Here is a 24,825-nt window from a genome sequence, read left to right as displayed (position 1 = left end):
ACGCCGCTTGCATTCACGCCGGGCTGATCCCTCTTCCTCGCACCACTTTCACGCGCGATACCAACAAGGATCACCCCATGCACAACGCCCTTTCCTCCGCCGCCCCGTTCCCTGTGACCACCGTGTCGCGCCTGGGCGGCGGCACGCTGACCCTCGGCAAGCCCGAGACCGCCGACTGGCAGCTGATTCTCGTCTATCGCGGCCTGCATTGCCCGATCTGCCGCGGCTACATGGAAGATCTGGAGCCGCGCCTGTCGGAGTTTGCTGAGATCGGGATCGAGGTTGTGATCGTCTCTGCCGATCCGGTCGAGAAGGCCGAAAAGCTGAGGGCGGACCATGCGCCGACCGTGCCGATCGGCTTTGACCTGTCGATCGCGCAGATGAAGATGCTGGGCCTCTACGTCTCCGCCCCCCGCACCCCGCAGGAGACCGACCGGCCCTATGCCGAACCGGGTCTGTTCCTGGTCAACCCGGAGGGCCATCTGCATATGGTCGACATCTCCAACGCGCCCTTCCTGCGGCCGGAACTGGACAAGTTGCCCGCGCGGATCAAGTTCGTGCTGGACAATGATCATCCGATCCGGGGCACCTACGACGGCTGATCCTGCACCGGAGGCTGGTCACGGTGAGGAAATTCCCTCAATAGAGGGGGATGAGCGACTGGATCACATCGCTGGAAGGCACGCCCGCGGGCCATGACCTGGCCCTGGGCCTGGCGCTGATGGCGGCCTTTCTGCATGCGCTGTTCGGCGCGTTGCAGAAGGGGCGGCACGATCCCTGGCTGACCCGAGGCGCGATTGATGCCTCCTACGGGATCATCGCCGCGCCCTTTGCTTTCTTCGTCGTGCCCTGGCCCGAGCCGCATATGTGGGTGATCTTCGCCTTGGCCTGGGTGATCCACACGGCCTACAAGATCGCGCAGGCCTATACCTATACGCTGGGCAGTTACACGGTCGTCTATCCGGTGGTGCGCGGCACCGGGCCGCTGTTCACCGTGATCGGCGCCTGGTTCCTGTTCGGCGAGGTCTTTACCTGGGTGCAATGGGCGGGGGTGGCCGTGCTGCTGGCGGGGATTTACGGGCTTGCGGCCTATAACCTGAAACATTGGCAGATCGGGCGCGACAAGCTGCGCCCCGCGCTGGCGATGGCGGTGCTGACCGGAGGCTTCGTGGCCGCTTATACCACCTGGGACGCCTATGGCATCCGCGCCACCGCCGACCCGTTCACCTTCCTCGCCTGGTTTTTCTTCATCGATGGGCTGGCAATCCCGCCGATTGCCTACCTGCGCTGGCGCAACATGCAAAACCGGCCTGCAGTGGGTCCATTGATGGCAAAGGGTGTATCCGGCGCCTTTATTGCCTATATGTCCTTCGGCTCCATCATGCTGGCGACCCGGCTGGATTCGGTCGGCGAGGCGGCGGTGCTGCGCGAGACCTCGACGGTCTTTGCCGCGCTGATCGGCTGGCTGATGCTGGGCGAAAGCACGGGACCGCGCCGGGTGGCGCTGATGGCATTGATCGCGGCCGGGGCCGTGATCGTCGAAATGGGCGGATGACGCGGATGAAAGGGAACGCATGAGCGAGAAACAGATCAACCCGGGCCTGAAGATGGCCTTGGAATACGGGCCGATCATCCTGTTCTTTATCGGCTATACACTGTTCAAGGACCGTGTCTTCACCGTCGGCGGCGCCGAATACTCCGGTTTCATCGCCGTCACAGCCATGTTCATCCCGCTGCTTGCCGCCACCACCTTCGTGCAATGGCGCCTGACCGGGCACCTGTCGAAGATGCAGATCGTGACCCTTGTGCTGGTGGTTGGTTTCGGTGGGCTGTCAATCTGGCTCAATGACGAACGATTCTTCAAGATGAAGCCGACGATGATCTACCTGCTCTTTGCCAGCGTGCTGGGCTTCGGCCTGTTGCGCGGGCAGAGCTATCTGGAAAGCGTCATGGACCAGGCCCTGCCGATGGAGCGCGAGGGCTGGATGATCCTGACCCGCCGCGTGACCCTGTTCTTCCTGGGGCTTGCGGTTGCAAACGAGGTCATCTGGCGCACCATGTCCACCGACGCCTGGGTCAACTTCAAGACCTTCGGCCTGACCCTGGGCACCTTTGCCTTCTTTGCCAGCCAGATGGGCGTGTTTTCGAAATACGGGATCGAGGAAGACAAGGACACCGGGGCGGACGCCTCAGGGTGAGGAGCGGCGCGCGAAGGGCCGGGGGCTGACCCAATTGGGGGTCGTGTCGACGCTGGGCTTGGCCGTCTGGGCGCGCAGCACATGCAGGGGCAGGGCCTCGCGTCTGCGCACCAGGTCGCGGTAAAGTTTGAACAACCCGGGTCTGAGATAGAGCCCCCAATGGCACACCCGCCGTTTCGGTGCCGGAATGGCATAGCCAAGCGCGGCCAGGGCGGTGCGGCTTGTGTGGTCATCCACCCGAAGATCCAGCCAGTTGCGCACGGGCACATGCGTTCCGACGCCAAGGGCCCAGCCGCGCCAGGGTCCGGTTTCGCTGAACGGCCAGACCACGCTTTCCAAAAGCCTGTCGAACAGGGCGTTTTCGGCGCTGGTCACGTTGATGACTTCGGCCCCGCGCCCGGCGGGGGTGTCGAGCACCGCCAGGGCGGGGCGGCGGAATTCGGCAGCGGCCAGCAGGATCACCCGGCCGATTGTTCCCGCCTGCGCATGGGCCACGCATTGCAGGGCTACCCGTGCGCCCAGCGAATGGGCCAGAAGGTCGACACGGTGGCCGAAGGTGGCGATCTCCTCCACCAGCGCGGCCAGGATGCGCCCGACATGGGCGGCCCGCGCATAGGCGCTCCAGATCGAACAGCGGGCGTGCCAGCCCAGGGCGATGACCAGCCCTTCGCCGTCGCGGCCCCGTCCGAACCCCATGTGGCGTGGCCAGCTGGTGGCCTTCCAGCAACCGCGATCGGGACGCATCGCCAGGATATGTTCATGTGGGCAATGCCCGGGGCGGCCCGGTTCGAAGGAATAGCCGTGGATCAGGATGACGACCGGGTCCTCCGGCGCAAGCGCTTGCAGGTGCGCCCGCAAGGCAGCGCGGTCAAATTCCGCGCCCTGGGCTCCGATATTAACGATCACATGGGGCATGGCCTGCCTCGCAACATCCGTTGCTGCAACCTTGCCTGCCCCACGCGACATGCCGGTGACCCTTGCGTGACAGGGCCATGACGCTTGACGGCAAACCTTGCAGATTGTAACAGGCGCTCAGAGGCGATTTGTTCACCGGATTGCGGGCCTCTTAAAACAATTCCGCTAAAGAGGTCAGGGCCGGACCATCCCCGTCGCTGACAGCGGTGGGGTTTTTTTATGTCGGGAGACAAGACAATGACGAAATGGGGCAAACGCACCGAAGCAATCCACGGCGGCACGCGACGCAGCCAGTATGGCGAGCTGTCCGAGGCGATGTACATGACCCAGGCCTTCGTCTACCCGACCGCCGAAGCCGCCGAAGCGCGGTTTGAAAAGAGCGGCCCGGACGAGTTCATCTATGCCCGCTATGGCAACCCGACGAACCGCATGTTTGAAGACCGCATTGCCGCGATGGAAGGGACCGAGGACGCCTTTGCCTGCACCTCCGGCATGGCCGCCGTGTCCGGCGCGCTGATGGCGCTGTGCAAGGCGGGGGATCACGTCGTGTCCTCGCGTGCGCTGTTCGGATCCTGCCTTTACGTACTGGAAGAGGTGCTGGCAAACTACGGCGTCGAGGTGACCATCGTCGATGGCACCGACAAGGCGGCCTGGGAGGCGGCAATCCGCCCCGATACGCGGTTGGTGTTCCTCGAGGCGATCTCGAACCCGACGCTGGAGGTAATCGACCTGGATCACGTGGTGAAGCTCGCCCATGCCAACGAGGCGCTCGTGGTGGTCGACAATGCCATGGCGACGCCGATCTATTCCTATGCCACCCGCTTGGGCGCCGATCTGGTGGTCTATTCCACGACCAAACACGTGGACGGGCAGGGGCGTATGCTGGGCGGTGCGATCTGTGGCTCGCGTGAGCTGATCCGCGGCCCGATCGAGACCTACATCAAGCACACCGGCGGGGCGATCAACCCCTTCGCCGCCTGGACCCACCTGAAGGCGCTGGAGACGCTGGACCTGCGCGTGCGCGCCCAGGCTGACAGCACCGCCAAGGTGGCCGAGGCGCTGGCGGATCACCCGAAGCTGTCGCGCATGAGCTACCCGACCCATCCGTCGCATCCGCAGTATGATATCGCGATCCAGCAGGCGCCCTCGGGCGGCACGGTGTTGGCGATCGAGGTCAAGGGCGGCAAGGAGGCCTGTTTCCGCTTCCTCAACGCGCTGGAGATCTTCATCATCTCGAACAATTTCGCCGATGCGAAGTCGATTGCCACGCATCCCGCAACGACGACCCACCAACGCCTGCCGCAGGAGCAGAAGGACGCGTTGGGCATTTCCGACGGGCTGGTGCGGTTGTCGATCGGGCTCGAAGACCCGGCAGACCTGATCGCGGACCTCAATCAGGCGCTTGAGGCCGTCTGAGTGTCGCCTCTGGCGTTGCCGATTTGGTGAATCCCTGTCAAAGCCTTACATTGAAGCTGTGCGACAGGAGGCATTTCGGAGAGTGGGGGGCCTGCCATGAACAAGTTTACGCCCGAGATCGATCAGAAAGCCGCCGAGCTGCCTGACCGGGACGAGGCCAAGCGTGCCCTGGCCCTTCTGCGCCAGTGGGCTGCGGCTGCCGATCCGGTCGAAGTGGCTCAGCTGGATCCGTCCATTGCCCGTCTTCTGCCAGGTGGCGAGGTGTCGAACTACCCGGCGCTCAGCCGCGATTACCCGGCTGATTTTGTGCCGGATGCGGATTACCGTGCCTCCATGCCTGATCTGCAGAACGGTCCTGCCAGCCTGATCCAAGGCGCCAAGCGGCATATCCAGCATGTCGGCATCTCGAACTTTCGCCTGCCGCTGCGCTACCACACCCGCGATGACGGCGACCTGACGCTGGAAACCTCGGTCACCGGCACGGTCAGCCTGGAGGCCGGCAAGAAGGGCATCAACATGTCGCGCATCATGCGCAGCTTCTATGCCCACGCCGAAAAGACCTTTTCCTTCGAGGTGATCGAACACGCGCTGGATGACTACAAGGCCGACCTGCAAAGCCTGGATGCGCGGATCGAGATGCGCTTTTCCTACCCCGCGCGGGTGCAGTCCCTGCGCTCGGGCCTGTCCGGGTACCAGTATTACGACATCGCGCTGGAGCTGGTGGAACACCACGGTCAGCGCCGCAAATTCATGCATCTGGATTATGTCTATTCGTCGACCTGCCCGTGCTCGCTGGAACTGTCCGAACACGCCCGCCAGGCGCGCGGGCAGCTCGCCACACCGCATTCGCAGCGTTCGGTTGCGCGTATTTCGGTCGAGAAGATTCACCAGCCAGGCAATACGCTCTGGTTCGAGGACCTGATCGACATGTGCCGCGTCGCGGTGCCGACCGAGACGCAGGTGATGGTGAAACGCGAGGATGAACAGGCCTTTGCGGAACTCAACGCCGCCAATCCTATCTTTGTTGAGGATGCCGCGCGGCTGTTCTGCGAACAGCTGCAACAGGACCCGCGCATCGGTGATTTCCGTGTGGTGGCCAGCCACCAGGAAAGCCTGCACAGCCATGACGCCGTCTCGATCCTGACCGAGGGCCGCACCTTCGAGGCGCAGAGCCTGGATCCCAAGCTCTTTTCGACCCTGTTCCACGTCGGCTGATCATGCCCACCAATGCCGCATCCTGGCGCCGTGTGACCGCGCGGGAGGAATTCTGTGCGTTGTTCGCGGAAAAGCTCCTGCGCGGGCCGGATGGGTTGCTGTTCACGCTTCACGCGGACGGGCAGTTGACCGGTCACGTCAACGGCGATGCCTTTTCCGGGCAATGGCGTTGGCTGGACGGTTATTTCTGCCGTGACCTTGGTGACGGGCGTGAAGAGTGCGAAACGATCGAAACCGACGGCACCCGGATGCGTTATATCCGCAACAAGGGGGCGGGCGCGGCTGTGATCGTGTCAATCGCTTGACACCGCGCGCGCGCCCGGCCAACCCTGCGCTCATGCTTGATCTGCGCCCTGTTGGATATGTCATCGGCCTGCTTGTCGCCGTTCTTGGGGCGACGATGCTGATCCCCATGGGGATCGACCTGGTCGTGGGCAGCCCCGACTGGATCGTCTTTCTGCAAAGTGCGGTGATCACCATGCTGGTGGGCGGGTCGGTCGCGCTGGCCACTTCGAACGGGGTGGGGCAGGGGCTGACCATCCAGCAGACCTTCATCCTCACCACCGGCGTCTGGGTCGCGCTGCCCCTGTTCGGCGCGCTGCCTTTCGTGCTGGGCGATGTCGACGCGCGCGGTGTCGATGCTTTTTTCGAGGCGATGTCGGGTCTGACCACCACCGGGGCCACCGTGCTGTCAGGGCTGGACACTTTGCCCGAGGGCCTCTTGTTCTGGCGCGGGCTGCTGCAATGGTTCGGCGGCATCGGGATCATCGTTGTCGCCATGGTGTTCCTGCCCGAGCTGCGGATCGGTGGCATGCAGATCTTCCGTTCGGAGGGGTTTGACACCTTCGGCAAGATCCTGCCCCGCGCGACCGAGATATCCTCGCGTATCTCGGTGATCTATTTCAGCCTGACGGTGGTCTGCGCGGTGGTCTACTACGCGCTGGGCATGTCGGCCTTTGATGCCGCGACCCATGCGATGACCACCATCGCCACCGGCGGTTATGCCAATTACGATAGCAGTTTCGGCGCTTTCGGCGCGGGGCCGGAATATGCCGCCGTGGCCTTCATGCTGCTGGCCGCATTGCCCTTCGTGCGCTATGTGCAACTGGTCGCGGGCACGGCGCGGCCGCTACTGAATGACCCGCAGGTGCGCGTTTTCTTCGGAACGGCGGTCGTGCTGGTCCTGCTTCTATCCTCCTGGCAGTTCCTGTTCGACGCAATCGAGGAAGAGGTCTTCCGCAAGGTTCTGTTCAACGTGACCTCGATCCTGACCGGCACCGGCTATGCCTCGACCGATTACATGCACTGGGGGTCCTTCCCGGTGGTCATGTTCTTCTTCATCGGCCTTATCGGCGGCTGCGCGGGCTCGACCGCCTGTTCGATCAAGATCTTCCGCTACCAGCTGCTGTTTGCCTCGATCAAGGCGCAGATCCAGTCGATCCATTCGCCCCATGGCGTTTTTACGCCCCGTTACGCCGGCCGACGTGTGGGCGAGGATGTGTTGAGCTCGGTCATGGGGTTCTTCGTGCTCTTCGTCGTGTCGCTGGGGCTGATCTCGGTCCTACTGGGCATGACGGGGCTGGATTTCATCACCTCGGTTTCAGGCGCTGCTGCGGCGCTGGCCAATATCGGCCCCGGCTTGGGCAGTGAAATCGGACCGGCAGGCAACTATGCCGGTTTGAATGACACGGCCAAGTGGATCCTGATCGCCGCCATGCTGATCGGCCGACTGGAGTTGCTGGTCGTCTATGTGTTGTTCACGCTGAAATTCTGGAGAGGTTGAGGATGCAGAACCCCATGCAGAAGCCCCTGGGCGCGCAGATTTCCCATATGCTGAAGGATCGCGGCACCGACGTGATCTTCGGCATCCCAGGCGTGCATAATGTCGAGATGTATCGCGGCATCGAGGAGGCCGGGATCACCCACGTGCTGGCGCGTCATGAACAGGGCGCGAGTTTCATGGCCGATGGCTATGCGCGGGCGACCGGGCGGCCGGGGGTGTGCTACCTGATCACCGGGCCGGGCTTTCTGAACGCGCTGACGCCGCTGGGGCAGGCCTGGTCGGACAGCTCGTCGGTGTTGGCGATCTGCTCCTGCCTGGACGAGGCCGCCGGACGGCGCGGGCAGTTGCACCAGATGCGCGACCAGGCTGGGGCCGGGGCGGCGGTCTGCGACTGGTCCGAAGTGGCCTTGAGCGCAGAGGCGGCCTATCAGCTGGTCGACCGCGCCCTTGTCGAGTTCGGCGCGGCGCGCAAGCGGCCCAAGGCAGTGCATGTGCCGATTTCCCTGGCAGGCAGCCTGGCCGATCCCGCGCCCGAAGCGGGCATGGCGCCCGGCCTGCCCCATGTGCGGCCCGAAGATGTGGCGGCCGTGGCGGAATGGCTGATCGGGGCGCAACGCCCCCTGTTCGTGTTCGGCGGTGGGGCAGTGGGTGGCTCCTGGCCCGCACGTCAACTGGTGGCCTGCACCGGTGCGGCGAGCTTCCAGAGCTACGCGGGGCGTGGCGTGATCGCCGATGACGCGCCACTGAGTTACGGTGCAACCTTGTCGCGACCCGGTTCGGTGGATGAGGTCGCAAAGGCGGACCTGGTCATCGTGGTGGGCTGCGAACTGGCCGAGGTGGACTTGTGGCGCACGGAGCTGGGCCACCAGGCACCACTGGTGCGGGTCGATATCGACCCGGCGGTGATGAATGAGACCGTGCGTCCCGACCTGGCCCTCCTGGGCGATGCGGCACAGTTCCTATCGGACCTGTTGGACCTGGTCGAGCCGCATGCGCGACGCAGCAAGTGGTCGAAATCCGAGGTTCAGGCGGCCCGCACCCGTTTCCGCACCGAGGCGGCGGCAGATCGCCCTGGCATTGCCGAGGTTTGTGCCGCCTTGGCGCCGGAGATGCCCGGCGAGATGCGGGTGTTCTCGGACATGACGCAGTTTGCCTATGTCGCCAAGGAGGTCTGGCCGATGGCTGAGCCGAACCGCTGGTTCCACCCGTCGGGTTTCGGCACGCTGGGCTGGGGCTTGCCGGCGGCCATCGGCGGCAAGGTCGGGCTTGGCGATGAGCCGGTGCTGTGCATCGCTGGAGACTACGGGTTCCAGTACACTCTGCCGGAGCTGGGCGTGGCGGTGGAGTTGGGGCTGAGCCTGCCGATCCTCTTGTGGGACAATGGCAAGTTGAAGGAAATCGAGGACAGCATGGTCGCAAGCCAGATCGCCCCCAACGCGGTCGTGGCCCGCAATCCCGACTTCCTGGCGCTGGCCAGGGCCTACGGGGCCGGGGCAGAAGCGCCGGGATCTTTGGAGGAGCTGACCCGCGCGGTGCTGGATGCGTTTGAGGCTGATGGACCGACGGTCATTCATGTCACGCCGGAGATCCTGCTGGGCTGACCCCGGCGCAGCTCCCACCCTGGCAGGCGTCGGCGTAAGCGGAGGGGCCTGTGGCCTCCCATCCCGCTGCGCCGGGGCGCGCAGGCGTCCTTTACCGACGCCTCCCTGCGGGCCTATGTTGCCATCACGTGTTTTTGCAAGGGAGGGGGCAATGATCGACCACATCACATTCGGGGTCAGCAACTTCGAGCGATCCGTGGCCTTCTATGACCGCGCCTTCGCGCCACTGGGCGTGTCACGGCTGTTCACTGTCCCCTTGGAGCACAGCAACGGCGTGAAGGTCACCGGATACGGGGATGACCGCCCCTGGTTCTGGCTAGCGGAAGAGGATGCAACGATGGGCAAGCTGCATATTGCCTTGACCGCGCGCAGCCGTGCTGCCGTTGATGGGTTTCACGCGGCGGCACTTGCGGCGGGCGGGGCGGACAACGGTGCACCTGGTGTGCGGCGTCATTATCACGCCGACTATTACGGGGCCTTCGTGCTGGGCCCGGATGGGCACAATATCGAAGCGGTGTGCCACAGGCCCGAATAACAGGAAGATACGCCCCTGGAAAACGAAAACCCCGCCAAGCTGGCGGGGTTTGTCGGTTGGTTCTGGCGCCTTGGATCAGTCCCAGCAGCTTACCAGCACGGTCATGTCTGCGGCCATGGCGCTCATGTCCACCGGGTCCATAGAGGCCATGGCATCGGTCGCCGTGGCGGTCACGCCATGTTCGGCCAGGAAGGCGGCCAGCGCGCCCGCGTCGGCGGCGAAGTTCACGTCGCCGGGCAGTTGCTGGCCATCGCCACCGGCGCGGGGCAGCAGCATGCCGATCACAGCCCCACCGGCATCCAGAACCGGGCCACCTGCGTCACCGTCCTGGGTCGCCATGGCCAGGCGAGTCAACTCGGCCTCGCCACGCAGGCCGGTCAGGTCTGCCAGGGTGCCGAAGGTCAGGGTCGGCGCGCTCAGACGGCCTTCGTAGGAGTAACCGGCGACTGCCACTTCGGATTTCAGCCGCGCATCGGTGGTCAGCATATGCGCCACGGCGAGCGGCGACAGGGCTTCGACCGGTTTCAACAGCACGGCGCCCAAGGCGTCGCTGGAGGCTGCGATCTGCGCGTCATAGCCATCCACGGTGATCCGCCCACAGGATTGCACGGCCTCGGCGGTGGTCACGACGGCACCATTGCCATCCACGTAGAAACCCGAACGGGATAGGCGCGGGCGGCGGATGTCGAGGCCGGACAGCAGATCGAGGCTCTGCACCGCGTCGTCCAGACCGGCGTTGTCGGCCAGGGCCACGTCGCCCAGGCTTTCGAAGGTCTCACGCATCTGTTTAAGCGCCACATTGCGGCGGCGCTCGTCGCCATTGGGCCAGACCAGGGTAAAGCCCTTCACAGCGCCATCCACCAGTTTCGCGTAGGTATAGGAGGTGATGTTGGCGTCGGTCCCGGTCAGTGTGAACTCGTTGTCCTTACGCTCGCGGTCGCCTTCCAGCGGCACGATCTCCAGCGATTGCAGGATGTCGTAGAGGCCGAACAGGGTCGAGCGGTCGCCGTGCTGGCTGATCAGCACCACGCGCACACCGCTGCCGTTCTTGGCGTCGTAATGGGCAAAGGGCGCCTCGTAGCGGGTGAAATCGACCAGGGCCGAGGGCAGGGCGATCTGGATGCCTGCATCGTGGTCCTGGGTGGTTTGAAGGCCAAGGCTTTCCAGGAAGGCCTGATAGTTGGCCAGAAGCTCGGTGCGCTGGCGGGTGGTCAAAACGCCGGTCGGCTCATAGCCCATCGCGGCCTGATAATCACCCATGGCGCGGCGGGTACCGGGGCCGAAGGCGCCGTCGATGCCGGAGTTGTAGAAACCTTCGAACTCCAGCACACGCTGCAGTTCCATGCGGGCCTCGCGGTCCAGAGCGCGTTCCGCGGCGCGGGCTTCGCGCGGGGTTTCGTCCGGGATGACCTCTTCGGCCGGTACGGTGGCGGGCACGGGTTCGGCCGCCTCACCGGTGTCGACCGGGGCGGTGCCCAGAGTGTTGGCACCGATCGGCCAGAACTGCTGCCCGTATTGGCCCGAGAAGGCCACATAGGCGTCCCGCGGCACCACGCCACCGGCGCGCAGCTCAGTCAGTTTCGATGTGGCACCGGCCTGGGTAAACGGTCCCAACGCAATCGCGTACCAGCCGTTGTTCACCCGAAACCCGTTCACGTCCTGCAGTTGCGTCGCATAGCGCTGCGCGGCGGCCTGTGCTTCGGCCAGGCTGGGCTGCGCCTCAAGCTGAATCCAGGCGGCCTCTTGCGCCTGGGCCTGGGTGGCAAACGCGCCCCAGAGCATCACGACCAGGACGGTAACTACGGAATACAGTCTTTTCATAACCCCTCACGGCCCCACCCGGGGCTCTCGCAGACAAAACCATTGAATGCTTGTGAACACCATGACGGGGGGGCAGGTCAACAAGGGCTTGCAGTTTGGCGGCGCTTACTGCCCCGCCTGCGTTGATCGGGTCGCAGTTTCACTATGGGAAACCTGCTCGTGCGTCCTCCGGCCCCAATCCCTCCGCCCAGCCGATTGACCCCCTCTCCCCCAACGCCTATTGAGGGCGCGATATATGAGACCGGTTCCGAAGGGGTGCCTTGGCGATGAGCGACAACCGACCGAAGAGCTTCCAGGAGATCATCCTGCGGCTGCAGAACTACTGGGCCGAACAGGGCTGCGCGATCATGCAGCCCTATGACATGGAAGTGGGCGCGGGCACCTTCCACCCGGCCACGACACTGCGCTCGCTGGGATCGAATGCCTGGGCGGCCGCTTACGTGCAGCCCTCGCGCCGTCCGACCGACGGGCGCTATGGCGAAAACCCGAACCGCTTGCAGCATTACTACCAGTACCAGGTGCTGATCAAACCCAGCCCGCCGAACCTTCAGGAACTCTACCTGGGCTCGCTGGAAGCCATCGGCATCGACATGGACCTGCACGACATCCGCTTCGTCGAGGACGACTGGGAAAGCCCCACCCTGGGCGCCTGGGGCCTGGGCTGGGAGGTCTGGTGTGACGGTATGGAAGTCAGCCAGTTCACCTATTTCCAACAGGTCGGTGGCCATGACTGCGCCCCCGTGTCGGGTGAGCTGACCTATGGTCTGGAACGTCTGGCCATGTACGTGCTGGGTATCGACCACGTGATGGACATGCCCTTCAACGATCCGCAGTCCCCCATCGCGCTGAAATACGGCGACGTGTTCAAACAGACCGAAGAGGAATACGCACGCTGGAACTTCGACGTGGCGAACACCGAGGTCCTTCTGCGGCACTTCGAGGAAGCGGAAGCAGAATGTGCCGCGATCCTCGCCCAGGAACATATCGACCCCAAGACCGGCAAGCGCATCATCATGGCCCACCCGGCCTATGACCAATGCATCAAGGCCTCGCATATCTTCAACCTGCTCGACGCGCGCGGGGTCATTTCCGTGACCGAACGCCAGGCCTATATCGGCCGCGTGCGCGCGCTGGCCAAACAATGCGCCGACGCCTTCGTGCTGACCGAGGCAGGCGGGCACAAAGAGGGCGACGCGGCGTGAGCGGCAAGATCATCGGGAGCCTGATCGTGGCAATCTCTCTCATCTCCGGCGTCGCAATCTACTGGTTGCAGCTCTACGCCTTCTACGACCCGGTCAACGCCGAGGTCGAGGTGATGCGCATGACCAATGTGGTGACCGGTGAGGCCGAGGAAATCATCGCCGACGATCTGGAAGGCATCGACGCCAACAGCTCGCCCCTGCGCTTTCGCGCCTGTTTCACCACGTCCTCCAGCTTGGCGATGCTGACCGAGACCTACGTGGTTCACGAAGAACCCACGCCCCTGACCGCCCCCGGCTGGTTCGACTGTTTCGACGCCGTCACCATCGGGCACGATCTGGAACAGGGTCAGGCCGTGGCCTTCCTGGGCGAAAAAGACATCCGCGACGGGGTGGACCGTATCATCGCCGTCTATCCCGATGGCCGGGCCTTTGCCTGGCACCAGCTGAACGAAAAATATGACGAGTGAGGCCCCATGCCTGATCTGCTGATTGAACTCTTCTCCGAAGAAATTCCCGCCCGGATGCAGGGCAAGGCCGCGGCCGACCTGCAAAAGCTCGTCACCGATGGCCTGGTCGAGGCCGGGCTGACCTATTCGGGTGCCGCCGCCTTCGCCACGCCGCGCCGGCTGTGTCTGGCCGTCGAGGGCCTGCTGGCCCGCTCCCCCGACACGCGCGAGGAACGCAAGGGCCCGAAAGTGGGCGCGCCGGACAAGGCGATCGAAGGCTTCCTGCGCGGCGCGGGCGTGACCCGGGACCAGCTGGAGGAACGCGAGACCCCCAAGGGCGCGGTCTATTTCGCCACCATCGAACACAAGGGCCGCGAAGCGGCCGAGATCATCGCCGAGGTGCTGGAAGGCGCCATCCGCAACTTCCCTTGGCCGAAGTCGATGCGTTGGGGCGCGGGTTCCCTGCGCTGGGTGCGCCCGCTGCATTCGATCCTCTGCATCCTGTCTGATGAGGCGGGTGCCGAGGTGGTGCCGCTGAACGTGGATGGCATCAAGTCCGGTGACACGACCGAGGGCCACCGTTTCATGGCGCCCGGCAAGATCACCGTCACCGGCTTTGACGACTATGCCGCCAAGTTGAAGGCCGCCCATGTGATCCTGGACCCCCAGGAACGCGCCGATCACATCTGGGAAGACGCCAAGAACGCCGCCTTCGCCCAGGGGCTGGAGATCGTCGAAGATCCGGGCCTTCTGCGCGAGGTCGCCGGTCTGGTCGAATGGCCCGTGGTGCTGCTGGGCGATATTGCCGAGGAGTTCATCTCGCTGCCGCCCGAGGTGCTGCAAACCTCGATGAAGGAGCACCAGAAGTTCTTCTCGGTCAAGAACCCGAAAACCGGCCGGATCGAAAAGTTCGTCACCGTCGCCAACCGTGAGACCACGGACAATGGCGCGACCATCCTGGCGGGCAACCAGAAGGTGCTGGCCGCCCGTCTGGCCGACGCCAAATTCTTCTGGGAAAACGACCTGCGCACGGTGAAGGCGGATGGCTTTGCCCCCTGGGTCGAGAAGCTGGAAAACGTGACCTTCCACGCCAAACTGGGCAGCCAGGGCGAACGCGTTGCGCGTATCGCCGCGTTGGCCCGCGAGTTGGCCCCGCTGGTTGGCGCGGATACCGACCTGGCCGAGCAGGCCGCGAAAGCCTGCAAGGGCGATCTGTCCTCCGAGATGGTCTATGAATTCCCCGAATTGCAGGGCCTGATGGGCCGCTATTATGCCGAGGCCGCCGAGCTGCCCGCTGAGGTGGGTCAGGCCAGCGAAGAACACTACTCGCCGCTGGGCCCCTCCGACGACGTGCCCACCGCGCCGGTCTCGGTTGCCGTGGCGCTGGCCGACAAGCTCGACACGCTAACCGGGTTCTGGGCGATCGACGAGAAACCCACCGGCTCGAAAGACCCCTATGCGCTCCGCCGCGCGGCCTTGGGGGTTATTCGGTTGGTGTTGGAGAATGGGGTTCGGGTATCGCTCAAAGTTGCGGCGTCCACAAGTGAGATGCATCTATTTGCGCAGAGGCAGGCTCTCGAGGCATTTCAGAAGACAGCCAAAGCGGAAGAACTTCGGCAACTTGCCAGTGGATTTGAAAGTGGCCTGGAAAAAGAGCTAGATGAAATTGCACTTCGCCTTGAGCTTTCTGGGGATGCGTTTTGGGCTGGATTCGCGGCCATTTCCGAGGACAAAGACGGAAAGAATGCCGACCTTCTCTCCTTCTTCCACGACCGCCTCAAGGTCCACCTGCGCGAGGAAGGCATTCGTCACGACGTGATCGACGCCTGTCTGGCCATGCCGGGCAATGACGACCTGACGCTGCTGGTCAAACGGGCCGAGGCTCTGGCCGGGTTCCTGAAGACCGATGACGGGGAAAACCTGTTGCAGGGCTTCAAGCGGGCGAACAACATCCTCAGCCAGGCAGAGGAAAAGGACGGGGTCGAATACTCCTTCGGCGCCGATATCAAGTTCGCCGAGGACGTGAGCGAAAAGGCGCTGTTTGCCGCGCTGGACGAGGCTCAGGCGGCGATTGCCCCCGCGATGGAGGGCGAAGATTTCGCCGCTGCCATGTCCGCCATGGCCGCGCTGCGCGCGCCGATCGACGCTTTCTTCGAGGCGGTGCAGATCAACACCGACAACCAGGTGGTGCGCCGCAACCGCCTGAACCTGCTGGCGCGCATCCGCGACATCTGCCTTGGCGTCGCCGATCTGACCCGGATCGAGGGCTGACAACACCTGCGACGCCCTGCACCGCCAGGGCGTCGCATGTAACCCTTGTGTGACGTCTTTCCCACGCTATGCTGTGGCCCAACTGGAGGGTGCTGCGGTGCAGAAAGACATGAGCGAGCTGGGCTTTACCGAAATCACGGCATCGGCGCCGATCGTGACGACGCGGCATGGCGGACGGGCCAAGTGTCTGCAGCGGCTTATCCGTCTGGATATGCCGGTGCCGCGCACCGTCGCGCTGGATTTCGACGCGGTGCACGGGGTGTCGGCGGGCGAGATGCCGGACCTCAAAGCGATGCTGGACCTCTTCGGCCCGGATCCGCTGCTGTCGGTGCGCCCGTCCTCCGAGGATCCCGACTGGGGCGGCCCCTCGGCCATTCTGAACATCGGCATGAACGACGCGCTGCATGCCAAGCTGGTGGGCAGCCATGGTGAGGCGGCGGCCAACGCGCTCTATCTGCGGTTCATTCAATCCTATGCGGTGCATGTGGGTCGTCTGGACCCGGATGATTTCGACGCCGCCGACGCGCCGACCGCCGAGGCGTTGCAGGATGCGCTGGAGCTCTATGAGGAAGAAACCGACAGCTATTTCCCGCAGGACCCGCAGGTGCAGTTGGCGGAAATCCTGCGATCGATGGCGCGCGCCTGGGAGGGCACCACCGCCCGACTGCTGCGCGAAGCCAAGGGCGCGCCTGCCGATGCGGGCCTGGGGCTGGTGGTGCAAAAGATGGCGCTGGGCGTGGGCAAGGGGCTGTCAGGTTCGGGCGTAATGCAATTCGTCAACGGCGACACGGGGCTGCGCGAGGTGCGCGGGCGGTACCTGTGCAAGAGCCAGGGCCGCGACGCGCTGACCGCGCCGGATGACAGCGATGTCATGTACCTGACCCGCGATCCGCGTGGCCGGTCGATCGAGGACGTGCTGCCGCAGAACTTCGCCGATCTGATCACCTATGGCGACAAGGTGCGCACCCGCCTGCGCGAAGAGATGCAGATCGAGTTCACGATCGAGAACGAACAACTGTTCATTCTGGATGCAGTCCGGGTGCAGCGATCCGAGCGTGCCAATGTGCGCATTGCGGTGGAGCTGGCCAATGACGGGATCATCGGCCACGACGAGGCGGTTCTGCGCATCCCGCCGCGCGCCCTAGCCGAGCTTCTGCACAGCCAGGTCGATCCGAAGGGCGACCGCGACGTCTTTGCCGAAGGGATCGCGGCGAGCCCCGGCGCGGCCACGGGCAAGATCGTCTTCAACGCCCGCGCCGCTCAGGCCATGGCGGCGCAGGACGAGGACTGTATCCTGGTGCGCCGCGAAACCAGCCCCGAGGACATTCGTGGCATGCACGCCGCGCGTGGCATCCTGACCATTCGCGGCGGGATCACCAGCCACGCGGCGGTGATTGCGCGCGGGCTGGGCCTTCCTTGCGTGGTGGGGGCGGGTGACCTCAAGCTCGACAAGAAAAAGGGCAAGCTGATCGCACCGGATGGCCGCGTGTTCCGCGAAGGTGACGTGATCACGGTCGATGGGGCGGCAGGTGAGGCGTTGAGCGGATCTGTCGACCTGCTGCCGCCGGAACTGGGTGACTGTTTCAAGAAGCTGATGACCTGGGCGGATGAGTTCCGCGACATCGGCATTCGCGCCAACGCCGACACCCCGCCGGATGCCGACAAGGCGGTGATGTTCGAAGCGGAAGGCATCGGCCTGTGCCGGACCGAGCACATGTTCATCGACGATGACCGCCTGCTGGCCATGCGCGAGATGATCTTTGCCAACAGCTCAGAAGACCGCCGCGCCGCGCTGGAACGCCTTCTGCCGATGCAGCGCGACGACTTTACCGCGCTGTTCCGGATCATGCAGGGCAAGCCGGTCTGCATCCGCCTGTTCGACCCGCCGCTTCACGAGTTCCTGCCCCATGGGCGCGAGGGCATGCGCGAACTGGCCGAGGCGTTGGACCTGCCGATTTCGGATGTGACTATGCGCGTGGCTGGCTTGCGCGAGTTCAACCCGATGCTGGGCATGCGCGGGGTACGCTTGGGCGTGACCGTGCCCGAGATCTACGACATGCAGGCCCGCGCCATCTTTGAGGCAACGATCGAGGTGTCCAAGATCGGCGACCCGGTGGTGCCCGAGATCATGATCCCTCTGGTTAGTGCCAAGCGCGAGGTCGAGATCGTCAAGACGCGCATCGACGCGGTGGCCGCGGCCGTACGGGTCGAGGCAGAGGCAGACTTCACCTATCGCCTCGGCGTCATGGTCGAAACCCCGCGCGCCGCGCTGCGCGCGGATGAGATCGCACATCACGCGTCCTTCATGTCCTTCGGCACAAACGACCTCACGCAGATGACCTATGGGTTGTCGCGCGACGATGCGGGGCGGTTCATGGGTGAATATGTGAACCAGGGCGTTTATGTCGAGGACCCGTTCCACACGCTGGACCGCGACGGTGTTGGCGAGCTGTTGGAGATCGGCGCGGAGCGGGCGCGAGGCGCGCGCGAGGAGGTGACCCTGTCGATCTGTGGCGAACATGGGGGCAACCCCGAATCCATTGCCTTCTGTCGCGAGGCGGGGTTCGACTATGTCAGCTGTTCGCCCTTCCGCGTGCCGGTGGCCCGGTTGGCGGCCGCCCATCTGGCCATCCAGGATCGTATGGCGCAAGAGGCTGAAAAGGCGAAATAAAATCCTTCCCATCACGGGAATGCATTGCAGCCATGCGTTTCAAATGTGCTGAAAAACTGGACGAAAGCGCATTTTTCCCCTATTTCCCGCGCCTTGTGGCGTCCCCGGGGCGCTGCGAATGGAGCAAACATGGGGTAGCTACCATGGTTCGTACACTGTATTCGGCCGCTGTATTCGGCCTTCTTCTGGGCGCGCCCGGTCACGCGGAAACGACTCCAACAGGGGTCGAAGGGGTGCTTGCCACCGAGGCTGCTGGCCTCGCCACGCTTGATCCGACCCGGGTGGCACGCCTGGGGCAGGCCCCGGTGACGGGCAATGCGCAACGCTACAGCCGCGCCTGGGTCGACACTCAGCCCGAAGCCACGGGCGACGCGCAATGGCAGTGTCTGACCGAGGCACTCTATTTCGAGGCGCGGGGCGAGGCCGTGAAAGGTCAATTTGCCGTTGCCGAGGTGATCCTGAACCGCGTCGACTCCACCCAATTCCCGAATTCGATCTGTGGCGTGGTCAACCAGGGCACCGGGCGCAAGTACCAGTGCCAGTTCACCTATACCTGCGATGGCAACCCCGAACGTGTCAGCGAGCCTGCCGCCTGGGCCACTGCGGGCAAGATTGCCCGCGCCCTGATGGACGGTGCTCCGCGCGGGTTGACCGATGGGGCCACCCATTACCACACCACCGGAGTGAACCCCTCCTGGGCGCGGCGGTTCATCCAGACGACCCGGATCGGGGTGCACAAGTTCTACCGCATGCCGGTGCGTCTGTCGTCGAACTGACTTGCATGGTTGGGGGGCGTCGCGTCGCGGCGCCGGAAAGCCGCTATTCGCTGGCCTTTCGCGGTGTTTTCAGGGCATTGTGCGCGCAAATTCGCCCGAGGATACCATGACTGACGAGACCACCCAGGCCTTCGGCCCGCTTGAGGGCCGTGCTGCTGGCACTGCCGCCTCTGCCACGCCGGCGGACCGAATTTCCGTGCGCGACCACGAGGTTGCCGTCGAAATTGGTGCCTTTCAGGCCGAACGCGGCGTGACCCAGCGGCTGCGCTTCGATGTGGTGGTTGAGGTCGGTGCCCATGATGGGGCTGATACCGATGATGTGGACGATATCCTGTCCTATGACACGGTGACCGAGGCGATCACGGCGGAACTGGCCGCCGAGCGACTGAACCTGCTTGAAACACTTGCCGAACGCATTGCCGCGCGGCTACTGGCCGAGCGACAGCCGCTACGCGTCTTCGTGCGTATTCAGAAGCTGGATCGGGGTCCCGGCAAGCTGGGGGTTGAGATCGTGCGCGGCCGGGGTGAGGCTGCGCTGGCCGAAGGTGCCGACGTGCCGCATCCGCTGGTAGTGCATCTGGGGCAGGGTGACCTTTCTGTTTTGCTGGACCGGCTGGCTGACGATCCGCGCCCGCTAATCGTCACCGTGGCCGCAACTACCGATGGCCCCCGTGCTGCGACGGCTGACGCACAGCGCCACATCGATCTTCTGGCCATCGAACAGGCTGCCTGGGCTCTGGCTGGGGCCGAGCCGCGGGTGAAGGTCGTCGCTACCCGCACCGAGTTGGACTGGGCGATGAAGAACGGTCAGCCGGTGCTCTGGGCGCCGTCGAAACTGGTTCTGGACGCGGTGGATGGGCCCGAGAGCACTGATCCGGTGGACCTGACCCGCTGGTTTGCCGACGAGATGCAGGCAGAGGAGCTGCGGATCGAGGGGGTGGCATGAGCACCTATTTCCACGCCATCCCCCGCAGCGGCCCCTATGATGAACCCCCAAAGGCCGACCGCGAGCAGGCCCGGCTTGGGGGCAGCCGTCACGTCTGGTTCGACAATGTGAACATTCGCAGTGAAAACGGCACCTGGGACTATGCTCTGGCCTCCGAGCTGAACGCGGAGACACGCGCGCGCTTGTCTGGTGCCCGCGCCGACCTTTGCGGTTTGAGCCTGGATCGCCCGCGCATCATGGGCATCTTGAACGTGACGCCGGACAGTTTCTCGGACGGGGGGGATCACCTGTCGCTTGAAACGGCAGTGGCCCGAGCCCGCGCCATGGCAGCGGATGCCGATATCCTGGATATTGGCGGCGAAAGCACGCGCCCCGGGGCCGAAGAGGTTGGTATCGAAGAAGAAATTCGGCGCACTGCGCCGGTTATCGAGGCAATCCGCGCGGCGGGGATCACAACGCCGATCTCCATCGACACGCGCAAGGCCCGCGTGGCCGAAGCGGCGCTGGACGCCGGTGCCGATATCGTCAACGACGTCTCGGCCTTCCTGTTCGACCCGGAGCTTGCCAATCTGGTCGCCGAACGTGATGTGCCCGTCTGCCTGATGCACGCCCAGGGCAGTCCCGAAACCATGCAGGCCGATCCGCGCTACGACAACGTGCTTTTTGACGTCTATGACCACCTGGAAGAGCGGATTTCCGCCGCTTGTGTTTCAGGCATTCGCCGGGATCGGATTATCGTGGACCCGGGCATCGGCTTTGGTAAGACGCTGGAACACAACCTGAGCCTGCTGCGCGGCCTGAGCCTGTTGCACGATTTGGGCCTGCCGATCCTGTTGGGCGCCTCGCGCAAGCGGTTCATCGGCACGATCGGCGGCGCGGAAGGGGCCAAGGACCGCATGGCGGGGTCGGTGGCCGTGGCGCTGTTCGCGGCACAGCAGGGCGCGCAGATCCTGCGCGTGCATGACACGTTTGAGACCAGGCAGGCGCTGGCGCTGCACCTGGCGATGATTGGGGACGAGTAAGATGGACAAACTGTTCGGCACCGATGGCGTACGCGGCCTGGCGAACTCCTGGCCGATGACCGCTGAAATGGCGCTGCGCCTGGGCGCGGCGGCGGGGCGGCATTTCCGCCGCGACGGGCTGAATGGCCACCGTGTGGTGATCGGCAAGGATACGCGTCTGTCGGGCTACATGTTGGAGAATGCGCTGGTCGCCGGCCTGACCTCAACCGGCATGAACGTGTTGCTCATGGGTCCGGTGCCGACCCCAGCCGTGGGCCGCATGACCCATTCGATGCGGGCCGATCTTGGCATCATGATCTCGGCCAGCCACAACCCGTTCCATGACAACGGCATCAAATTCTTCGGCCCGGACGGGTTCAAGCTCTCGGACGAGGACGAGGCGCAGATCGAGGCGCTTGTGGCCGCTGGGGTTGAGCCCGTGCAATCGCAAAACATCGGCCGCGCCCGCCGGGTGGACGAAAGCCGACTGCGCTATGTCGAGTACCTCAAGACCACGTTTCCCAAGCGCAAACGGCTGAACGGGATCAAGGTGGTGATCGACTGTGCCAATGGCGCGGCCTATCGTGCGGCGCCCGAGGTCCTGTGGGAGCTGGGTGCCGAGGTGATCCCCGTGGGCGTGTCACCTGACGGGACCAATATCAACAAGGGCTGTGGTTCGACCGATACCGACCTGGCGGCGCAGACCGTGGTGGCCCACGGCGCGGATGTGGGCATCTGTCTGGATGGTGATGCCGACCGGGTCATGATCATCGACGAGAATGGCCGCGTGGCCGATGGTGATCAGATCATGGGCCTTTTTGCGCGCCAATGGGCCGCCGAGGGACGCCTGGCCGGGGGCGCCTTGGTGGCTACGGTCATGTCGAACCTGGGGCTCGAACGTTATCTGGCAGGCCATGGCATCGGGTTGCACCGGACCAAGGTCGGCGACCGCCATGTGGTCGAGGCGATGCGTGCCAAGGGGTTCAATCTGGGTGGCGAACAGTCGGGTCACATCGTCATGACCGACTACGCGACCACCGGAGACGGCTTGCTGGCCGGGCTGCAATTTCTGGCCGAGATGGTGGTCAGCGGCAAGCCTGCTTCGCAACTGACCCAGGTGTTTGAAACCGTTCCGCAGATGTTGCAGAACGTGCGCTTTCAAGCTGGGCAGGCGCCCCTGGAACAGGTGTCCGTGCAGGAGGCGATTGCATCTGGCGAGGCCGATTTGGGCGACAAGGGCCGCGTGTTGATCCGCAAGTCGGGCACCGAGCCGCTGATCCGTGTCATGGCGGAATGCGAGGACGAGGTGTTGTTGAACCGGGTCGTCGAGGACATCGTCGCGGCGGTAGAATCGGCCGTTTAGGGCCGGACCCGCGTCGGTTGGATCAGCACGATCAACTCGGCCCCATCCGCAGTCAAATAGGCGTGGCCAACTTCGGGTTTGGCGAACATGTCCTTTGATATCGGCGGGATCGCACGTAAGTGTTTTGGGCGGAACCGAAAGATCCACTCCGTCCGCTTGTGCGCAATAGCCGCCCGGTGCGGGGCGACGTCATAGGGCACCGCAAGGGTCCTGCCATTCAGATACACCGGCCCCAGCAGCCGCGCCTCGCGCAGGCGCGCGCGTACCGGTGCGCGAAACAGTCCGCCCAGAAGTGCGCTGATGTTCAGTTTTTCGACCGGTTGCTCTTCGACCTCTGCACGCAGATCCCAACCGGCTGGTGACGCCCCTGTGCCCAGGACCAGCCAGTGCGGGCTTTGGGATGCGCCTTGATGGAAGAACCGGAAACGGCTGAACTTGGGGGCGAATGTTCGCCTCTCGTGGGCGTGCGCTTGACCGGACAGGGCAGGCGTTGCCAGGAGGCTTGCTAGAAATGCGCGTCGTTTCATGATGATCATTCCCTTTCGCCGCATGATACCACGATTGCTCAAGGGCGACGACGGTGGGGGCGTGCTCGGCTGACGGCAAGCCCCACGAGGATCAGAGCCAACGCGCCGAGGAAACTACTGGGCAAGGCCTCGGACAAGAGGATGGTGCCGAACAGAACACTCCAGACCGGGACCAGGTAGTTCACGATGCTCATGAAGCTGGGCCCGGCGCTTTGCACGACCTTGACCAACAGGATTGTGGCCAGGGCGGTGGGGAAAACGCCCAGGTAGACCATTGCCCAGAAGGCGGTTGCGCCGGGCATCTCCGGCAATCCCTTAAGGGAGAGCGCCACGGGAAGGACTGCGACTGTCGCGACCAGAAGCCCGGCGGCAGAGAAAGCGATCTGGTCCGATTTTGGTGCGAGCCGGGTAAAGATCGAGCCGATGGCGTAACACCCGGCCGCCGCAATGCAGGCCAGTTGCGCCCAGAATTCCAGCGCTGCGCCGGAACGCGCCAGGGCGCCGGGGCCGATCAAGACGCCGACACCGATGAAGCCGATGGCAAAGCCAATGGTCTTGCGCGGCGTGAGCGTTTCGCCAGGAACGAAGACATGGGCCAGGGGCAGTACCAACAGGGGAACCACCGCCATGGTGATGCCTGCAAAGCCGCTGGTGACATGTTGCTGCCCCCAGCTGAGCAGGAAGAAGGGAATTGCGTTAGAGAAGAGCCCCATCCCGGCAACGTGCAGCCACAGGCGGGATTGCGCCAGCCCAGGCAGACCGATCCCCATGGCGAAGGCCAGACCAGTCAGCAACACCGCCCCCATGGTGATGCGAATGGCTGCCACCCCGAGCGGCCCGAAACCGTCAAGCGCCAGAGACACGCCCATGAAGCTTGCCCCCCAGATCACCGAGAGCAGCACGAGATATATCCAGTTCCGGGTCATTGTTCGATTTCTGCAAGCTCTTGAGCAAATCCCCGCCAATAGGCGGAAGATTTTATCGGAAAGTCAAAAGAAAACGGCCCGCCGGGTTTCCCCGACGGACCGCCATATAACCGATTGTCTCAGCGGAGACGGGGATCAGTTCTTTTCCTGGTCAACCAGTTTGCCGGCCGAGATCCAGGGCATCATGTCACGCAGCTTCTTGCCGACCTGCTCGATCTGATGCTCGTCGTTGTGACGGCGGGCGGCCTTGATGGTCGGCTGACCCACGGCGTTCTCCAGCATGAAGTCACGCACGAACTTGCCGGTCTGGATGTCCGACAGGGTCTCTTTCATCGCCTTCTTGGTCTGCTCGTAGGGCAGGATGCGCGGACCGGTCACGTACTGGCCATATTCGGCAGTGTTCGAGATCGAGTAGTCCATGTTCGCGATGCCGCCTTCGTAGATCAGGTCCACGATCAGCTTGGTTTCGTGCAGACATTCGAAATAGGCCATCTCCGGGGCATAACCGGCTTCGACCAGGGTTTCGAAACCGCAGCGGATCAGCTCGACGATGCCGCCGCACAGAACGGCCTGCTCGCCGAACAGGTCGGTTTCGCATTCCTCGCGGAAGTTGGTTTCGATGACGCCCGAGCGGCCGCCGCCGATGGCGGAGCAGTAGGACAGGCCGATTTCCAGCGCCTTGCCGGTCGCGTCGCGGTCCACGGCCACCAGGCAGGGCACGCCGCCGCCCTTGACGTATTCGCCACGCACGGTGTGACCCGGGCCCTTCGGTGCCATCATGATGACGTCGACGCCTTCTTTCGGCTCGATCAGGCCGAAGTGCACGTTCAGGCCGTGGGCGAAGGCAATTGCTGCGCCCGGCTTGATGTTGTCATGCACGTATTTCTTGTAGGTCTCGGCCTGCAGCTCGTCGGGCATGGTGAACATGATCACGTCACACCAGGCGGCGGCTTCGGCGATGCCCATGACCTGCAGACCTTCGGCTTCGGCTTTCTTGGCCGAGGGCGAGCCTTCGCGCAGGGCAATGACGAGGTTCTTGGCGCCACTGTCGCGCAGGTTCAGCGCGTGGGCATGGCCCTGCGAGCCATAGCCCAGGATGGCAACTTTCTTGTCCTTGATCAGGTTGATGTCGCAATCGCGATCGTAATACACGCGCATGTTTCGCGTCCTTTTTCCGTGTTTGTGTTCTGGGGGCAGAATAGAGATTTGTGC

22 protein-coding genes and 1 riboswitch are annotated in these 24,825 nt (G+C 64.1%); of the genes, 17 read left to right on the top strand and 5 right to left on the bottom strand.

Annotation, left to right across the window (positions count from 1 at the left end; translation table 11 throughout):
* Window positions 1–77: 77 nt before the first annotated feature.
* From ACO07D_RS02295 to ACO07D_RS02285, 3 genes are read left to right on the top strand one after another with little or no spacing between them, the layout of a single operon-like run.
* A complete protein-coding gene (locus ACO07D_RS02295; protein WP_421701319.1) occupies window positions 78–602 on the top strand; it encodes a peroxiredoxin-like family protein in 525 nt (174 codons plus the stop codon).
* 50 nt (window positions 603–652) lie between these two features.
* Window positions 653–1,555 carry an EamA family transporter gene (locus ACO07D_RS02290; RefSeq protein WP_421701318.1) on the top strand — a complete coding sequence of 301 codons (903 nt, stop codon included), beginning with the start codon at window positions 653–655 and terminating at the stop codon, window positions 1,553–1,555.
* A gap of 19 nt (window positions 1,556–1,574) precedes the next feature.
* The gene (locus tag ACO07D_RS02285; protein WP_421701317.1) at window positions 1,575–2,198 is read left to right on the top strand and encodes an inner membrane-spanning protein YciB; all 624 of its coding nucleotides are present in this window, start codon (window positions 1,575–1,577) and stop codon (window positions 2,196–2,198) included.
* On the opposite strand, the gene ACO07D_RS02280 is transcribed toward ACO07D_RS02285, so the two are convergent.
* The gene (locus ACO07D_RS02280) at window positions 2,190–3,164 is read right to left on the bottom strand and encodes a hypothetical protein (protein ID WP_421701316.1); all 975 of its coding nucleotides are present in this window, start codon (window positions 3,162–3,164) and stop codon (window positions 2,190–2,192) included. The two genes, ACO07D_RS02285 and ACO07D_RS02280, sit on opposite strands and share 9 nt — an antisense overlap.
* 59 nt (window positions 3,165–3,223) lie before the next feature.
* A riboswitch (SAM riboswitch) is annotated at window positions 3,224–3,303 on the top strand.
* Window positions 3,304–3,350: 47 nt separating this feature from the next.
* On the opposite strand from ACO07D_RS02280, the gene ACO07D_RS02275 reads away from it, so the two are divergent.
* From ACO07D_RS02275 to ACO07D_RS02250, 6 genes are all read left to right on the top strand, one after another.
* A complete protein-coding gene (locus ACO07D_RS02275) occupies window positions 3,351–4,529 on the top strand; it encodes a trans-sulfuration enzyme family protein (protein WP_421701315.1) in 1,179 nt (392 codons plus the stop codon).
* A 96-nt stretch (window positions 4,530–4,625) separates the two neighbouring features.
* Window positions 4,626–5,744, top strand: a complete 1,119-nt coding sequence (gene folE2, locus ACO07D_RS02270; RefSeq protein ID WP_421701314.1) for a GTP cyclohydrolase FolE2 — start codon at window positions 4,626–4,628, stop codon at window positions 5,742–5,744.
* A gap of 2 nt (window positions 5,745–5,746) precedes the next feature.
* Entirely contained in the window at window positions 5,747–6,049 is a 303-nt protein-coding gene (locus ACO07D_RS02265) for a hypothetical protein (protein ID WP_421701313.1), read from the top strand.
* A 32-nt stretch (window positions 6,050–6,081) separates the two neighbouring features.
* A complete protein-coding gene (locus ACO07D_RS02260; RefSeq protein WP_421701312.1) occupies window positions 6,082–7,527 on the top strand; it encodes a TrkH family potassium uptake protein in 1,446 nt (481 codons plus the stop codon).
* A 14-nt stretch (window positions 7,528–7,541) separates the two neighbouring features.
* Window positions 7,542–9,128, top strand: coding sequence for a thiamine pyrophosphate-binding protein (locus ACO07D_RS02255; protein WP_421701311.1), 1,587 nt, complete (start codon window positions 7,542–7,544; stop codon window positions 9,126–9,128).
* Window positions 9,129–9,279: 151 nt separating this feature from the next.
* The gene (locus tag ACO07D_RS02250; RefSeq protein WP_421701310.1) at window positions 9,280–9,663 is read left to right on the top strand and encodes a VOC family protein; all 384 of its coding nucleotides are present in this window, start codon (window positions 9,280–9,282) and stop codon (window positions 9,661–9,663) included.
* Between the two features lie 75 nt (window positions 9,664–9,738).
* On the opposite strand, the gene ACO07D_RS02245 is transcribed toward ACO07D_RS02250, so the two are convergent.
* Entirely contained in the window at window positions 9,739–11,484 is a 1,746-nt protein-coding gene (locus tag ACO07D_RS02245) for a serine protease (protein ID WP_421701309.1), read from the bottom strand.
* A 266-nt stretch (window positions 11,485–11,750) separates the two neighbouring features.
* On the opposite strand from ACO07D_RS02245, the gene ACO07D_RS02240 reads away from it, so the two are divergent.
* The 8 genes from ACO07D_RS02240 (at window position 11,751) to glmM (ending at window position 22,160) form a co-directional block, all read left to right on the top strand.
* Window positions 11,751–12,686, top strand: a complete 936-nt coding sequence (locus ACO07D_RS02240; protein WP_421701307.1) for a glycine--tRNA ligase subunit alpha — start codon at window positions 11,751–11,753, stop codon at window positions 12,684–12,686.
* Complete coding sequence (locus ACO07D_RS02235) at window positions 12,683–13,153, top strand: DUF6446 family protein (protein WP_421701306.1); 471 nt, start codon at window positions 12,683–12,685, stop codon at window positions 13,151–13,153. The genes ACO07D_RS02240 and ACO07D_RS02235 overlap by 4 nt, the downstream gene beginning before the upstream one ends.
* A gap of 6 nt (window positions 13,154–13,159) precedes the next feature.
* Window positions 13,160–15,403 carry a glycine--tRNA ligase subunit beta gene (gene glyS / locus ACO07D_RS02230; RefSeq protein ID WP_421701305.1) on the top strand — a complete coding sequence of 748 codons (2,244 nt, stop codon included), beginning with the start codon at window positions 13,160–13,162 and terminating at the stop codon, window positions 15,401–15,403.
* A 109-nt stretch (window positions 15,404–15,512) separates the two neighbouring features.
* Complete coding sequence (locus tag ACO07D_RS02225; protein ID WP_421704976.1) at window positions 15,513–18,074, top strand: putative PEP-binding protein; 2,562 nt, start codon at window positions 15,513–15,515, stop codon at window positions 18,072–18,074.
* 143 nt (window positions 18,075–18,217) lie between these two features.
* Window positions 18,218–18,850 (top strand): cell wall hydrolase, encoded by a 633-nt coding sequence (locus tag ACO07D_RS02220; RefSeq protein ID WP_421701304.1) that lies wholly within the window; start codon window positions 18,218–18,220, stop codon window positions 18,848–18,850.
* A gap of 106 nt (window positions 18,851–18,956) precedes the next feature.
* Window positions 18,957–19,796 carry a dihydroneopterin aldolase gene (locus ACO07D_RS02215; protein WP_421701303.1) on the top strand — a complete coding sequence of 280 codons (840 nt, stop codon included), beginning with the start codon at window positions 18,957–18,959 and terminating at the stop codon, window positions 19,794–19,796.
* A complete protein-coding gene (gene folP, locus ACO07D_RS02210; RefSeq protein WP_421701302.1) occupies window positions 19,793–20,818 on the top strand; it encodes a dihydropteroate synthase in 1,026 nt (341 codons plus the stop codon). The genes ACO07D_RS02215 and folP overlap by 4 nt, the downstream gene beginning before the upstream one ends.
* A gap of 1 nt (window position 20,819) precedes the next feature.
* On the top strand, window positions 20,820–22,160 hold the full coding sequence (glmM, locus tag ACO07D_RS02205; RefSeq protein ID WP_421701301.1) for a phosphoglucosamine mutase: 1,341 nt from the start codon (window positions 20,820–20,822) through the stop codon (window positions 22,158–22,160).
* Here glmM and ACO07D_RS02200 read toward each other — a convergent pair.
* From ACO07D_RS02200 to ilvC, 3 genes are all read right to left on the bottom strand, one after another.
* A complete protein-coding gene (locus ACO07D_RS02200; RefSeq protein ID WP_421701300.1) occupies window positions 22,157–22,687 on the bottom strand; it encodes a hypothetical protein in 531 nt (176 codons plus the stop codon). The genes glmM and ACO07D_RS02200 overlap by 4 nt on opposite strands.
* A 38-nt stretch (window positions 22,688–22,725) precedes the next feature.
* The gene (locus tag ACO07D_RS02195; protein WP_421701299.1) at window positions 22,726–23,613 is read right to left on the bottom strand and encodes a DMT family transporter; all 888 of its coding nucleotides are present in this window, start codon (window positions 23,611–23,613) and stop codon (window positions 22,726–22,728) included.
* Between the two features lie 135 nt (window positions 23,614–23,748).
* On the bottom strand, window positions 23,749–24,771 hold the full coding sequence (gene ilvC / locus ACO07D_RS02190; protein ID WP_421701298.1) for a ketol-acid reductoisomerase: 1,023 nt from the start codon (window positions 24,769–24,771) through the stop codon (window positions 23,749–23,751).
* Window positions 24,772–24,825: the final 54 nt, after the last annotated feature.

The sequence above is a fragment of the Aliiroseovarius sp. genome (genome assembly GCF_965228805.1).
GTDB lineage: Bacteria > Pseudomonadota > Alphaproteobacteria > Rhodobacterales > Rhodobacteraceae > JASBTN01.
Note: the sequence above shows the minus strand (reverse complement) of the source record. Positions and strands in the feature narration are given on the sequence as shown.